This is a genomic window from Micromonospora sp. NPDC057141 (genome assembly GCF_042670805.1).
Classification (GTDB): domain Bacteria; phylum Actinomycetota; class Actinomycetes; order Mycobacteriales; family Micromonosporaceae; genus Micromonospora.
The window spans coordinates 1-14,611 of record NZ_JBHUVA010000003.1 but is presented as its reverse complement, the minus strand read 5'-3'; the positions used below and the strand labels follow the sequence as shown (position 1 = coordinate 14,611).

General features: G+C 72.6%; 10 protein-coding genes. 5 read left to right on the top strand and 5 right to left on the bottom strand.

Annotated elements, in window-relative coordinates; all coding sequences use genetic code 11:
• Both ACFT41_RS03515 and ACFT41_RS03510 read right to left on the bottom strand, forming a co-directional pair.
• A complete protein-coding gene (locus tag ACFT41_RS03515; RefSeq protein ID WP_377589007.1) occupies positions 1 to 975 on the bottom strand; it encodes an ABC transporter permease in 975 nt (324 codons plus the stop codon).
• Positions 972 to 2,483 carry a sugar ABC transporter ATP-binding protein gene (locus tag ACFT41_RS03510; RefSeq protein ID WP_377589009.1) on the bottom strand — a complete coding sequence of 504 codons (1,512 nt, stop codon included), beginning with the start codon at positions 2,481 to 2,483 and terminating at the stop codon, positions 972 to 974. Before ACFT41_RS03510 ends, ACFT41_RS03515 begins: the two co-directional genes overlap by 4 nt.
• Positions 2,484 to 3,007: 524 nt before the next feature.
• Here ACFT41_RS03510 and ACFT41_RS03505 point away from each other — a divergent pair.
• Complete coding sequence (locus ACFT41_RS03505) at positions 3,008 to 6,556, top strand: ThuA domain-containing protein (protein WP_377589010.1); 3,549 nt, start codon at positions 3,008 to 3,010, stop codon at positions 6,554 to 6,556.
• Between the two features lie 291 nt (positions 6,557 to 6,847).
• Here ACFT41_RS03505 and ACFT41_RS03500 read toward each other — a convergent pair whose 3' ends face one another.
• Complete coding sequence (locus tag ACFT41_RS03500) at positions 6,848 to 7,297, bottom strand: hypothetical protein (protein WP_377589011.1); 450 nt, start codon at positions 7,295 to 7,297, stop codon at positions 6,848 to 6,850.
• A gap of 166 nt (positions 7,298 to 7,463) precedes the next feature.
• On the opposite strand from ACFT41_RS03500, the gene ACFT41_RS03495 reads away from it, so the two are divergent.
• On the top strand, positions 7,464 to 7,838 hold the full coding sequence (locus ACFT41_RS03495; RefSeq protein WP_377589013.1) for a DUF6401 family natural product biosynthesis protein: 375 nt from the start codon (positions 7,464 to 7,466) through the stop codon (positions 7,836 to 7,838).
• Positions 7,839 to 7,895: 57 nt separating this feature from the next.
• On the opposite strand, the gene ACFT41_RS03490 is transcribed toward ACFT41_RS03495, so the two are convergent.
• On the bottom strand, positions 7,896 to 8,771 hold the full coding sequence (locus ACFT41_RS03490; RefSeq protein WP_377589015.1) for a hypothetical protein: 876 nt from the start codon (positions 8,769 to 8,771) through the stop codon (positions 7,896 to 7,898).
• Between the two features lie 211 nt (positions 8,772 to 8,982).
• On the opposite strand from ACFT41_RS03490, the gene ACFT41_RS03485 reads away from it, so the two are divergent.
• Positions 8,983 to 11,106 carry a SpoIIE family protein phosphatase gene (locus tag ACFT41_RS03485; protein WP_377589017.1) on the top strand — a complete coding sequence of 708 codons (2,124 nt, stop codon included), beginning with the start codon at positions 8,983 to 8,985 and terminating at the stop codon, positions 11,104 to 11,106.
• Between the two features lie 295 nt (positions 11,107 to 11,401).
• Here the strand turns inward: ACFT41_RS03485 and ACFT41_RS03480 are convergent, their stop codons facing one another.
• On the bottom strand, positions 11,402 to 12,355 hold the full coding sequence (locus ACFT41_RS03480; RefSeq protein WP_377589018.1) for an NAD(P)/FAD-dependent oxidoreductase: 954 nt from the start codon (positions 12,353 to 12,355) through the stop codon (positions 11,402 to 11,404).
• A 49-nt stretch (positions 12,356 to 12,404) separates the two neighbouring features.
• Here ACFT41_RS03480 and ACFT41_RS03475 point away from each other — a divergent pair, with 49 nt between their 5' ends.
• Both ACFT41_RS03475 and ACFT41_RS03470 read left to right on the top strand, forming a co-directional pair.
• A complete protein-coding gene (locus ACFT41_RS03475; RefSeq protein ID WP_377589020.1) occupies positions 12,405 to 12,986 on the top strand; it encodes a helix-turn-helix domain-containing protein in 582 nt (193 codons plus the stop codon).
• Between the two features lie 150 nt (positions 12,987 to 13,136).
• Entirely contained in the window at positions 13,137 to 14,522 is a 1,386-nt protein-coding gene (locus ACFT41_RS03470) for a glycoside hydrolase family 6 protein (protein WP_377589023.1), read from the top strand.
• The last annotated feature ends 89 nt before the right edge of the window (positions 14,523 to 14,611 follow it).

Below are 14,611 nucleotides of genomic sequence, written 5' to 3'. Positions count from 1 at the left end.
CTAGGACGCCGCCTTTCGCAGGGCCCGGCGGGCGTAGACGGCGACCGCGGCGATGATGATGGCCCCCCTGATCACCTGCTTGAAGAAGGCGTCGACCTCGAGCTGGTTGAAGATCGCGTCGATGCTGGCGAGCAGCAGCACCCCACCGACGGTGCCGACGACGCCGCCGCGCCCACCGGCGAGGGCAGTTCCGCCGATCACCACCGCGGCGATCGACTCCAGGTCGTAGAGACCCTCGGTGCCCACCCGGGGCGCGCCCGAGCCGAGCCGGCTGGCGAGGTAGATCCCGGCGAGCCCGGCACACAGCGAGCACAGCACGTGGGCGGTGACGAGGACCCGGTCGTTGCGGACGCCGGAGAGCCGAGCGACCTCCGCATCCCCGCCGACGGCGACCAGGTGGTGGCCGAAGCGGGTCCGGGAGAGCGCGAACCAGGCCATCCCGGCCACGGCGACCAGCAGGAGGAACGACAGTGGTACCGGACCGACGCGTTGGTAGCCGAGGGTCTGCACGAGGGTGGGTGAGGTGGTGCCGGCCGGGCCGTCGTAACCGCTGTCGAGGTAACCCTTGAGCAGCAGCCCGACGCCGAGGGTCGCGATGAACGCGTTGACCCGGAGCTTGGTGACGAGCAGCCCGTTGAGCAGCCCGATGCCGGCGCTGACCGCGAGCGCCAGGCCGATCGCGGGCGCCAGCGCGCCGTCGTTGCCGTTCATCGTCTCGGCCGCGACGAGGGTGCTGAGGCTGATCACGTACGCCACGGAGAGGTCGAGCGAGCCACCGAGGATGACCAGGGTCTGGCCGACGGCGACGAACCCGAGGCCGGCGGCGACGTGCAGCAGGCTCACTGTGGTGGACTGGTTGAACAGCTGACCGCCGTCGGCCAGGACGACCAGCCAGCCGATCGCGAGGGTGAGGGTCAGGGCCACGAACACGCCCGGAACGGGGCGTCGGGCCGGCAGGAGCGACGGGGCCCTCACCGGGTCGCCTCCGGTACGGCGCCGACGGCCAGGGCGACGACGTCCTCCTCGTTCGCGCCGTCGGGCAGTTCGCCGGCGAGGCGACCGTCGCGCATGACGACGATCCGGTCGCTCATCCCCAACAGCTCGGGCAGGTCGGACGAGATCATCAACACGGCCGCGCCGTCGCGGGCAAGGCGGCGGACGAGGTCGTGGATGGCCGACTTCGCGCCCACGTCGATGCCCCGGGTCGGCTCGTCGAAGAGCAGGACCTGCGGGTCGAGCGCGAGCCATCGGGCCAGGACGACCTTCTGCTGGTTGCCGCCCGACAGGAAGCGGATCTCCTGGTCGTCGCCGGCGGCGCGGACCTCGACGGCGGCGAGCAGTTCACGCACCCGTTCGGTACGGGCGGCGCGGCCGGACCGGGCCGCGAAGACGGCCCGGCTGGCGAGCAGCGCGTTGTCGAGCACCGACTGCCGGGGCACGATTCCCTCGCCCTTGCGGTCCTCGGTGACGTAGGCGATGCCGGCCCGCATCGCGGTACGGGGTGAGCGCAGCCGGACCGGTCTGCCGTCGAGCGTCACGTCGCCGGTCGTGAACGGGGACACGCCGAAGAGCGCACGGGCCAGCGCGGACCGCCCCGAGCCCTGAAGTCCACCGACGCCGAGCACCTCGCCGGCCCGCAACTGAAGGTCGATGCCACGCAGCTTCCGGTTTCCCGCGTCGCGAACCGTGAGCCGCACCGGGCCGAGGTCGTCGGGGCCGGCCCGATCCGGGTAGTAGCTGGACAGCTCCCGACCGACCATGTGCCGCACCAGCTCGTCGGCCGCGGTGTCGGCGGTGTCCACGGTGGTCACCCGGCGGCCGTCCTTGAGGACCGTGATCCGACCGGACAGGTCGAACACCTCGGTGAGCCGGTGCGAGACGTACAACAGGCCGATGCCCCGTTCCTGTAGTCGGCGCACCAGCCCGTAGAGCAGCTCGACCTCGTGGTCGGCCAGTGCTGCGGTGGGTTCGTCCATGATGAGCAGCCGTGCGTCCAGGGCGAGTGCCTTTGCGATCTCGACGACCTGCTGCTGCGCGATGCCGAGCCGCCCCACCCGGGCATCGGCCGGCAGGGCGGTCTCCCCGATCGAGGCGAGCAGTCGGCCGGTGCGGTCGAGCATCGCCCGACGGTCGACCAGTCCACGGCGGACCGGCTCGTGTCCCAGGTAGACGTTCTCCGCGACGGTGCGCTCCGGCAGCAGGTTGAACTCCTGGTGGATGATGCCGATCCCGGCGCGCTGCGCGTCGCCTGGTCCACGGAAGACGCGCGGTTCACCGGCGAGCTCGACGGTGCCCTCGTCCGGGACGTACCCGCCCGAGACGATCTTCATGAGGGTGGACTTCCCGGCTCCGTTCTCACCGACGACGGCGTGCACCTCGCCCGGCGCGACATCGAGGTCGACGCCGTCGAGGACGCGTACCCCGAGGAACGACTTGCCGATGCCCCGAAGGGTGAGCAGCGGCGCCGGCGGTGGGTCTGGCATTCCGGAAACCCTCACAGACAGTAGTCATCAACGTGATCCGTGCATCGCGTTCGGCTCGTCCGGGGTGCCGGAGAGCGAACTTTCGCTGGTAGCCAAGGGTGTTTACGTTTCCATGCCGGGAACTTTCCCTTGACATCGACGAAACATCACACGTATGAAGATAGATGTTTGGATGCGGGTCCACAATCCTCAACCTGAGGCGGCTGCCAGGCCCGCCACTCGTTCGGCACCGGCGCCGCACCGAGGGGTTCGACGCGGCCACCGCGATCCCGGCGGGGCGTCGAACGTCCTTCAATCCATTGACACCCATCGATGACTGGCCCATCCTGGCCTCGCGGCCCACGGGGACGAGAACATCACCAGCGCCACTCTCTGTGACATTCCTGCGGGGACTGACGGCCGTCGCGGCGGACGGCACGACGACCCGAGCAGCACACTCGTGCCCTCAAGCGCCCAGGCACCGCCTGACGCGCCGTCGGGTCCGTGGTCGTAGTTCCGTTGCCCGCCGAAACCTAGGAGACGGCATGCGTCGCACCACATGGATCATTGCCATGATCGCCGGCCTGTTACTGTCGCTCGGCCTCGCACCACCCGCCTCGGCGGCCCCGGCCTTCCGCGCCCTGCTGTTCACCAAGACGGTGGGCTACCGGCACGACTCGATCCCCGTCGGGGTCAGCATGTTCCAGCAGCAGGCGGCGGCGAACAACTTCGAGTTGGTGCACACCGAGGACTCCAGCGTCTTCACCCCGACCAACCTCGCGACCTTCGACGTGATCATCATGTTCCAGACCTCCGGCATGGTCTGGACCTCGGCCGCCCAACGCCAGGCCGTGGAGGGTTACCTGGCCAGCGGCAAGGGCATCGTCGGCATCCACAACGCCACCGACATGGGCATCGAGGCCGAGTACCCCTGGTGGGACCAGACCCTCAACGGCGGCGCCCACATGCCCGAGCACTCCCCCGGCGTGCTGCCCGGCACCGCCATCGTCGCCGACAAGCAGCACCCGTCGACGACCGGCCTGCCGGACCGCTGGAACCGCAGCGAGGAGTGGTACAACTTCGACACCAACCCGCGCGGCAACGTGCACGTCCTCGTGACCGCCGACGAGCGCACGTACAATCCGGGATCCCGGGCGATGGGCCCGGACCACCCGATCTCCTGGTGCCGCAACGCCGGCGGCGGACGAGTGTGGGCCACCGCGATGGGCCACGCGATCGAGTCCTACAGCGAGACCAACTTCCGCAACCACGTCCTCGGTGGCGTCCAGTGGGCCGCCGGCAACGCCCCCGGCGACTGCGGCGGCACCGTCTGGGGCAACTTCGAGAAGCGCACCCTGGACGACAACACGGTCGACCCGATGGCCCTGGCGGCGCTGCCGGACGGCCGGGTCATCTACGTCCAGCGCGGCGGACAGGTCAAGATCTTCAAGCCCGCCACCAACAGCACCGTCACCGCCGCCACGCTGAGTGTCTACACCGGAGGCGAGGACGGCCTGACCGGCATGGCGTTGGACCCGAACTTCGCCAGCAACGGGTACGTGTACCTGTACCATTCGCCGGCGAGCAGCACGACCGACGTCAACCGCGTCTCGCGCTACACGCTCACCGGTGACACACTGAACACGTCCAGCGGTGTGACGATCATCGATATTCCGGCGTACCGTGACCGCACCTTCCCCGAGCCCGGCCACACCGGTGGCTACATCGAATTCGGCCCGGACGGGAACCTCTACATCGGCACCGGAGACGACACGCCGCCGAACCTCGACCCCAACTGGCAGGGCTACGCCCCACTGGACTGGCGGCCGGGCAAGGCCAACCTCGACGCCGCCCGGACCGCCGGCAACACCAACGACCTGCGCGGCAAGCTGCTGCGCATCCGGCCCTCGGCCGGCGGCGGCTACACCGTCCCGACGGGCAACCTCTACCCCCAGGGCACGGCGCAGACCCGGCCGGAGATCTACGCGATGGGCTTCCGCAACCCGTTCCGGTTCTCGATCGACCCGGCCAACGGCTGGGTCTACCTGGCCGACTACGGGCCGGACCGCAACCCGCCCACCACCAACCGCGGCCCCGAAGGCCTGGTCGAGCTGAACGTGATCAAGGCACCCGGCAACTACGGGTGGCCGTTCTGCCACGGCGACAACCAGCCCTACGCGCCGTTCAACCCGGACACGGGCGTCGTCGGCGCCAAGTTCAACTGCAACGCACCGGTCAACAACTCGCCCAACAACACCGGCCTGACCAGCCTGCGTCCGATCGTCGCGCCCAACATCTGGTACGGCTACGGCACCTCGCCGACCTTCCCGGAGCTCGGCTCCGGCGGCTCCGCGCCGATGGGCGGGCCGGTCTACCGGTACGACGCGGCGAACCCGTCCGCGACGAAGTTCCCGCCCTACTACGACGGCGTGCACTTCTTCTACGAGTGGTCGCGCAACTACATCAAGGAGGTGCACTTCGACTCCGCCACGGCGGTGACCCGCACCAACCCGTTCCTGCCGGGGGGTGGGTTCAACAAGCCGATGGACATGGAGTTCGGCACGGACGGCTCGCTCTACCTGCTGGAGTGGGGCACCAACTTCGGCGGCGGCAACAGTGACTCCGGGCTCTACCGGATCGACTACATCCAGGGTGGGCGGTCACCGATCGCCAAGGCCACCGGCACGCCCACCAGCGGCACCGCCCCACTGACCGTCCAGTTCAGCAGCGCCGGCACGGCCGACCCGGACCCCGGCAACACGCTCAGCTACCAGTGGACGTTCGGCGACGGAACCAGCTCCACGGCGGCCAACCCGTCGCACGTCTACACCTCCAACGGCAACTACACCGCGCAGCTCAAGGTCACCGACAACACCGGTAAGACGGGCTTCGCCAACGTCCAGATCACCGTCGGCAACACCGCGCCGGTGGTCACCATCACCACGCCCGCCAACGGTGGGATGCTCACCTTCGGTGACAAGGTGTCGTACCAGATCAGCGTCACCGATCCGGACGGCGGCACGGTCGACTGCTCGAAGGTGCTCCTCAACCCGGCGCTGGGCCACGACGACCACGCACACGAGACAACCGAGTACCCGGGCTGCTCGGGCACCATCTCCACCGATCTGCTCGGCGGGCACCCCGATGGCGCGAACCTGTTCTACGTGCTGAACGCGCGGTACACCGACAGCGGTGGCGCGGGCGGCGCGTCCCCGCTCACCGGCACCGCGCAGGCGATCCTCCAGCCGAAGCACAAGCAGGCCGAATACTTCAGCAGCCAGTCCGGCATCCGGGTCGTCGACCAGGCGGCCGCAGAGAGCACCAAGCGGGTCGGGGACATCTCCAACAACGACTGGATCGCGTTCAGCCCGATGAGCCTGTCGGGCATCTCGACCGTCAGCTACCGGTTGTCGTCGCCGTCCGGTGGCGGCTCGATCGAGCTGCGTGCCGGCTCACCGACCGGAACGCTGCTGGCCACCACTCCGGTGCCGAGCACCGGCGGCTGGGACAACTACCAGTCCACGGCGCCGGTGAGTGTCTCCGCCCTCGCGGGGACGCAGACGCTCTACATGGTGTTCAAGGGCAGCTCGAACAACTGGTTCGACCTCGACTCACACACCTTCGGCGGCACCGGCGTCGGCGTGCCCGGCACCGACACCGGCGTGGCGGGCAAGACCTGGACGCTCACCGCGCAGCACAGCGGAAAGCTGATGGACGTCAGCGGCGTCTCCACCGCCGACGGCGCCCAGCTCACCCAGTGGGCAGCCACCGGTGGCAACAACCAGAAGTGGCAGGCCGTCGACGCTGGTAGCGGTGCGGTCTACCTGAAGGCGGTGCACAGCGGCAAGTGCGCCGAGGTGATCGGCGGCTCCACCGCGACGGGGGCGTTCCTCCAGCAGGCCACCTGCAACAACAGCAACCAGCAGAAGTTCACCGCGACGGCGACCGCGACCTCCGGGGTGTACACGGTGCGCAACGTGCAGAGCGGGCTCTGCCTGGACGTCAACGGCGGCGCCACCACCGACGGCGCCCGGCTGCTGCAATGGAGTTGCCACGGCGGCACCAACCAGCAGTGGCGGTTCACCTTGGCGTGACGAACCGCGCCACCGCGGTCGCAGCGATGGTCCGGTAGGGACCGGCTCCGAAGAAGCGGAGTCGGTCCCTACCGGCGACACCTCGTCGTCCGAGTTCGGATGGGTCACCGGGGACGGACGTGCCATCCTCGACGCACTGGCCGACTACGCCTCGTTACGCGGAAACCGGGCACTGGGTGGCGGCACCACCGACCCCTGGGATGACGCAACGTCACGGTCGACGGCGAGCGCGGGCGGGCGCAGGCATGGGCACGAGGCGTGGGCGGACCGCCGCCAGCGCCAGCCTCGGCGTCAGCGCTGGTCGTCGGCCGGTCGCGCCTCGTGCCCGGGGCGGCCCCGGGTGCGCCGCCGCTCCTTCATCTCCGCCTCGTACAGGTGCCGCCGGCCGCCGACCAGCTCGTCGCGGGCCTGCCGGTCGAGGTCCCGGAACAGCGCGTAGTACCCGTCGTCGAAATCCTCGACGATCTGGAAGGTCCACCGGCCGGCGACCACGTTGCGGCCGAGCAGGTCGGTGGCGATCCGGTCGGCGATCGCGTCGTGCCCGGCCGCGCGGAACTTCTCGACGGCTTCGTCGAGCATCAGGTCGGCGTGGCCGACCAACTGGTGCAGCGAGTAGAGGTGCCCGCGCACCCGCTCGACCGTCTCCAGCGCCTCGCTGAGCCTGTTCAGCGCCTCGACGGTGGTGTCACTCACCCCGGCAGGGCGGCGGTGCCGCTCGTCGGGTTCGTCCTGCTGTCCCATGCGTTCCTCCATGTGCCGGTCGCGCCGGTGCCGACCCGCTTTCCCTTCTGCCCCGCGCCGGCCGGGTCAATCCTGGCGGTCGGGGTGCCTGCCGATGGGTGGAGGAGCCGGGGCCGGCCGAGCGGCGGAGGCGCGCCCGGTTACCAGCCAGTTAACCTCGGTCCTCATGCGTGTGCCGTCGAACCGGGCCCCGGGCCGCTCCGCCGTGGACTCCGCCAGCTCCGCCCTCGCCGTGCTGACGGTCTCGATCGGCACCGCCGGGCTCGCCGCCGCCGCAGCCCGCCCCGGCCTGCTCGCCGAGGTCGACCAGCACGCCGCCGCCGTCCGGGACGGTCTCGGCGGCGACCACCGGCCGCTGACCCCCGCCGCGCTCGCCGGGTACGCCGAGGGCGTCCGGGACGCGGCGCGCGAGCACGGCTGGCAGCCGCCCACCCGCTCGGCGGACTGGTCGGAGCCCGACTGGCTACTCACCCGTCTGCTCGCGGTCTGCGCCCTGGCCCGCTCCCTGGGCACCCGCCCGGCCCCGCTGCCGACGCTCTGACCGGACGCACGACGGAGGGGGCCCGCGCGGGCCCCCTCCCCCTCGTGTTCCCCCCGGTCAGCTGCCCGGGCGGCCGAACTGTTGGGTCTCGTCGCCCGGCAGGTTGCCGGAGCGGTACGTCCCCTGCCCGCCGCGGGCCCCGGTCATCGAGCCCTCCGGCTTGGCCCGGGCGCGCTCGGCACCCCGGTCAGCCATCCGCCGCTCGACGTCCCCCCGGCCGGTGGCCTGCGCCTGGCGGTGCTCCCGCAGCGCCCGGGACTCCTCGGCGGCGCGGTCGAGCCACCCCTCCCAGCGGTTCTGCATCGGCCGCACCAGGCCGCCGCCGACGCCGACGATCAGGATGCCGGCCACCGTGGCGAGCACCGCGATCAGCACCGGCGTGGTGACCGTGGTGGCGATGCCCACCTGGTTGAGCGCGGCGATGACACCGAGCGCCAGGATGAAGATCGCCGTCAGGTCGGCCAGCACCCGGCCGTAGGACAGGCCGCCCAGGAAGCCGGTGACCAGGTCCCGAACCGCGTTGGCGATCGCGGCGGCCACCACCACGATGACGATCGCGATGAACGCCCGGGGCAGCCACGAGACCACCCCCCGGATCAGGTCGCTGATCGCGTTCGGCCCCCACACCCCGAAGGCGAACTGCAGGGTGAACAACAGCACGGCGTAGTACGCCAGTTTCGCCAGGATGTCGCTGGCGTCGTACTTGGTGCGTTCCAGCGCGCGCCGGATCCCACCCCGTTCGACCGCGCGGTCGAACCCCACCCGTTCCAGTGCCGCGTCAACGATCTTGAGGACCGCTTTGGCGATGAGCCACCCCACCACGAGGATCACGATGAACGCGATCGCCCTCGGGACGAAGAGCAGCACCGACCTCCACATATCGGTCAGGGCGGTACCGATGTCTACCTGCCCGACCGCGAGGGTTTTCTGCATGGTGTCCCTCCTGTCGCATGGACTTCGGCGCGCGCATACCCGCCTCGGTGCGCCGCACGCCGCGCGACGCGTACCAAATTTCCCGACATCGCAGCCCAGAGCGGCCCTGACCTGCGCTGACAGGGACCCGCCTCCGACCCGGCGGGACCGCCCGACGCCGGTCGGCCCCGCGATCAGGCCGGGGGCCGGGCGCTCCGGCTAGGCTGCGGACATGCCAGGCACGGTCGGGCGAGTCCCCACGCCAGCAACGCCCGCCGCGGAGGCGTCCGCCTCCGACGCTACGGGCGTCGTTCCCGGCCGCTCCCGGGCCGCGACGACGCCCGGCCCGCCCCAGCACTCGGACCCGGTGGTACGCGGCGCGGCCGAGCTGATCCTCGCCTCGCCGGTGCCGATGGCGCTCGCCCTCGGCGACGACCTCCTACTGTTCTACAACGACGCGTACGCGACGCTCGTCGGCGACCGCCACCCCGGCGCGGCGGGCCGGCCGGCCGCCGAGGTGTTCGCCGACGTGTGGGACCAGCCGGGCGTCGGCGACGCGATCGAGCGCGCCCACCGGCGGGGCGAGTCGTCCCTGGAACGGGAGGCAGTGCTCCCGTACGACCAGCAGCAACCCGACGCGCGGGCGCAGGCGGTGTTCACCCGGGGCCACTCCCCGGTGCGGGACGGCGCCGGGCGGATCGTCGGGGTGCTGATCGTCGCCGCCGAGACCAGTCAGGTCACGGAGCAGTTGCAGAGCCTCAGCGACGTGGCCGCCGCGCTGGCCGGCACCCTCACCCTGGACGACGTGGCCCGGGTCGCCCTGCGCTACCTGCTCGCCGCGTTCGACGCCGACCGGGTCACCTTCGGGGTGGACGACGGTGCCGGGTGGCGGACGGTACGGCGGGTCCGCGGGGAGCTGCTGGACGAGGCCGACGAGCGCCTGCCCCCGCTGTGGCGGCGCTCACCCGCCGACTCCACCGGGCCGCTGATCGTCGCCGCGCGCAGCGGGGTCGCCCAGTTCGTCTCCGACGGCCAGCCGCTGCGGGACATCGCGGTGGACCGGCACGACCAGAAGGTGCAGGGACTGGCCGCCCAGCCGCTGCGCACGTCGGCCCTGCGGGGCGGGTTGACCGTCGGTTACCATGCGGCGCGCGCCTGGTCGGCCGCCGAGCGGGCCCTGCTGGCCGCCTCGGCCGAGCTGATCGGCCAGGCCGCGGAACGCGCCCGCCGGTTCGAGACCCAGCACGGCACCGCCCAACTGCTGCAACGCAGCATGCTGCCGGAGCACCTGCCGGATCTGCCCCGGCTGCGGATCGCCGCCCGCTACGACGCCGGCGTCGACGGCAACGCCGCCGGCGGGGACTTCTACGACGCGTTCCTGCTGCCCAGCGGCGAGCTGGGCGTCGTCCTCGGCGACGTGGCGGGGCACGACGTGCAGGCGGCGGCCCGGATGGGCCAGGTCCGGGCGGCGCTGCGCGCGCTGGCGCTGACCGATCCCCGGCCCGACGCCGTACTCGCCGGGCTGGACCGCCTGGTGGGCAGCCTCGGCGCCGAGACGGGCAGCCACGAGCTGTTCGTGACCGTGGTGTTCGGGGTGGTCGACGCGCAGCGGGAGCGGCTCACGCTGGCCAGCGCCGGGCACCCCGCGCCGCTGGTACGCCGGGCCGGGCCCGACGGCGAGCCGGCGGCGGAATACCTGGACGTGCCGCCGGGCGCCCCGCTCGGGCTGGGCTGCGACCCGCGCACCACCACCGTCCGCTTCGCCCCGGGCGACACCCTGCTGCTGTTCAGCGACGGGGTGGTCGAGCGGCGGCGGCAGAGCCTCGCCGCCGGGTTGGACAGCCTGGCCGGTGCCGTGGCGGGGGCGGCCAGCGGCGACCCCCGCGCGCTGTGCGCGGTGGCGACGGCGGCGGTCGCCGGCGCCACGGAAGACGACGTCGCGGTGCTGGCGGTGGAACACGCGCTGATCCCCAGCCGCTCGGCGAGCATGGAGGTGCCGGCGGAGCCGACCGCGCCGAGCCGGGTGCGGCACTGGATGACGGCCCAGCTCACCGACTGGCAGGTGCCCGAGGCCGTGGTCGGGGCCGCGGTGCTGTGCACCAGCGAGTTGACGACCAACGCGCTGCTGCACGCCGGCACCGCCGCCCGCGTCGAGATCGACCTCAGCCCGGAGCGGCTGCTGGTGTCGGTGGCCGACTCCGGGACCCGGGGCACCGTGACCCGGGCCCGGACCGACACGTTGAGCAGCCGGGGCCGAGGGCTCGGCCTCATCGAGCAGCTCAGTGACGCCTGGGGCACCGACCCGACGGTCCGTGGCTCGACGGTCTGGTTCGAGATCCTCATCCCGGCCGGGTAAGGCGAGCCCCGGCCGGGTAGCTGGCCGGGGCGGGCGCGGTGGCCGTCTACGACGCCCCGGCCACCCTGCTGGAGGCTCTGGCGGACTCCCCGCTCGCGGCGCTGGGCCGAGCGTCGCGCCGGGCTGGTCGTCGGGGGCGCACGCCACCGCCAGGGCGAACGCGCCGCCGCCCCTCCTCCCGCGATCTTGCACTTACGGCCCGGGAACAGCGGGCACAAGCCCCGTTCCAGGGGCCGCAACTGCAAGATCGCGGGAGCGGGGCGGGGGCAGGGTGGGGTGCGGCAGGGGGCAGGGGTCAGGGGGTGGTCAGGGCTTGGCCCAGGTCGCGGCCGGAGCGCCAGGCGCTCTGGATCCGGGGCTCGCCGAAGGCGTCCCCGGCCAGGCCGATGCCGTCGGCATCGAGGTGGTACGTGCCGTCGCCGGCCCGGTCGACCGGCTTCGCGTACGTCCAGCGGTGCACGTGCACGTGCTCGGCCCGGTCGGGCAGGCCGAGCAGGTCGCGGACGGCCTCCTCGATCGCCCGCGCGGCCCCGGTGGGCTGGGCGAGGTGCCCCGCGGCGAACTCGGGCGTGGTGTGCGCGACCAGCACCGGGGCGCCGTCGCCGCGCCGGTCGCCGTCGTCACAGACGAGGCTGAGCAGCGGGTGGTCGTTGACGAACGCGCCCCGGAAGTCCGGCCAGGACCTGGCCGGGAAGCGCAGCACCCCGCTCAGCGTCGGCGACCACCGCTGCGCCTGTATGGCGGCGGTGGCCGCCCCCAGCGCCGGGTCGAGCAGCAGGGCCGCCTGTGGGCCCGGCACGGCCAGCGCCACGGCGGCGCAGGGCTCCCCGTCGACGGTCGGCCCCGGCCCGACGCCGAGCACCGGCCGGTCGACGGCGACGGGCAGGTCGGCGGCCAGGTGCTCGACCAGCGACCGCAGCCCGCGCGGGGCGGCCCAGCGCATCGGCCCGGGCACCTCCCGCCGGCCGTCGGCGGAGTAGGCCACGAAGGTGTCCGTCCACTCCCGGGCCAGCCCGGCGGCCGCCCAGCCGCCCACCACCTCGGCGAAACCGGGGTCGCTCACGGTGAAGTACGCCGCGCCGAGGTCCGCCGGCCGCCCGTCGAACCGCTTGCTGGCCATCCGGCCGCCCGGCACCCGGCCACGTTCGCGGACCTGCACCGGGATCCCCGCCCGGTGCAGCTCGGCGGCACACGCCACCCCGGCGATGCCCGCCCCGACCACCACGACCCGCGCCCGGTCCACTCCCATCCAAGGATCGTAGGGGGTAGCCGCCTTGCCGGTCTGGCAAGCTCGTGGGGTGACCGACGACCTGGATGGGGCGCTCGCCGGGGTCGGGCCCCGGCTGCGGGCGCTGCGCCGGCAGCGCGACACCACGCTGGCCGAGCTGTCGGCGGCGACCGGCATCTCGGTGAGCACCCTGTCCCGGCTGGAGTCCGGTGCCCGCCGGCCGACCCTGGAGCAGCTGCTCCCCCTGGCGCGGGCGCACGGCGTGACGCTCGACGATCTGGTGGGCGCCCCGCCGACCGGGGATCCGCGCATCCACCTGCGTCCCGTCACCCGGCACGGCATGATCATGCTGCCGCTGACCCGTCGGGCCGGCGGCATCCAGGCGTACAAGCTGGTGATCCCGGCGGGCGGCGGTCGCCGGGAGCCCGACCCGCAGACCCACGAGGGCTACGAGTGGCTGTACGTGCTCAACGGCCGGCTGCGGATGGTGCTCGGCGAGCGGGACCTGGTCCTCTCCCCCGGCGAGGCGGCCGAGTTCGACACCCGCGTGCCGCACTGGTTCGGGGCCGCCGACGCCGGGCCGGTCGAGTTCCTCAGCCTGTTCGGCAGCCAGGGCGAGCGGGCCCACCTGCGCGCCCGCCCGAAGGCGTGAGCCGACCGCCCGAAGGCACCATCTCCTCCCCCCGGAAACCGGTCGAACGGCGTCACAGGGTCTTCACATGTCGGCAATCGACGCGTACCTTGTCGAGAAAGCGTGGGAGCGCTTCCACGCACATTCATCGATTCGTGGAGGACGACGCCCATGAGAAGCAGACCGGCGCTCGCGGCCGTGGCCGCCAGCGCGACCGCACTCACCGCCGCCACCGTCGCCGTCGGCCTGCTCGGGGCCGCCCCGGCCGCCGCCGCCGACTCCGCGTTCTACGTCGACCCGCAAGCCAGCGCCGCCCGCTGGGTGGCCGCCAACCCCGGCGACTCGCGGACCGCCGTGATCCGGGACCGGATCGCGAGCGTGCCGCAGGGCCGGTGGTACACCACCACCAACACCTCGACGGTACGGTCCGAGGTGGACCAGTTCGTCGGGGCCGCCGCCGCGGCCGGGAAGATCCCGATCATGGTGGTCTACAACATCCCGAACCGCGACTGCAGCGGCGCCAGCGGCGGCGGCGCGCCCAGCCACTCCGCCTACCGGCAGTGGGTGGACCAGGTCGCCGCCGGCCTGGCCGGGCGACCCGCCACGATCGTGCTGGAGCCCGACGTCCTGCCGATCATGACAAGCTGCCAGAGCGCCAGCCAACAGGCCGAGACCCGGGCGTCGATGGCGTACGCCGGCAAGACGCTCAAGGCCGGCTCTGCGCAGGCGAAGGTCTACTTCGACGCGGGGCACTCGGCGTGGCTGGCTCCGGCCGAGATCGCATCCCGACTCAACGGGGCGGACATCGCCAACAGCGCCGACGGCATCTCGCTGAACGTGTCGAACTACCGCACCACCGCCGAGTCCGTGTCGTACGCCAAGCAGGTCATCGCCGCCACCGGCGTGTCCCGGCTGAAGGCCGTGATCGACACCAGCCGCAACGGCAACGGCCCACTCGGGTCCGAGTGGTGCGACCCGCCGGGGCGGGCGATCGGCACACCGAGCACCACCGCGACCGGCGACTCGGCGATCGACGCGTACCTGTGGGTGAAGCTGCCCGGCGAGGCCGACGGCTGCATCGCGGCGGCCGGCCAGTTCGTCCCGCAGCGGGCCTACGACCTGGCGATCGCCGCCGGGCCGGTCCCGACGACCGCCGCGCCCACCACGACGCCGCCGACCACCGCGCCGCCGACGACCGCGCCCCCGACCACCGCGCCCCCGACGACGAACCCGCCGGGCAGCGGGTGCACGGTCACCTTCACCCCGAACACCTGGGCCGGCGGGTTCACCGCCGAATTGCGGATCACCAACGAGGGCAGCGCGCTGAACGCGTGGTCGCTGTCCTTCGGCTTCCCCGCCGGCTCCGGCGTACGGCTGACCAGCGGCTGGAACGGCGAGTGGACCCAGAACGGCGACGGGCTCCTCGTCCGAAACGCCGCCTGGAACGGCGACCTGCCGTCCGGCGGCACGGTGAGCGTCGGGTTCCAGGGCACCTTCTCCGGTGCCTCGCTGCCCGCCGCCGCCGGTTTCACCCTCAACGGCTCACGCTGCAACTGAACAAGGAGGGGCCCCTTGTCAACGCCTCCGGTAGAGAGGGGTTCCCTTCTCACCCCCCGGCACCGGCCCCGGCCGCCGCGCTCTCGCGC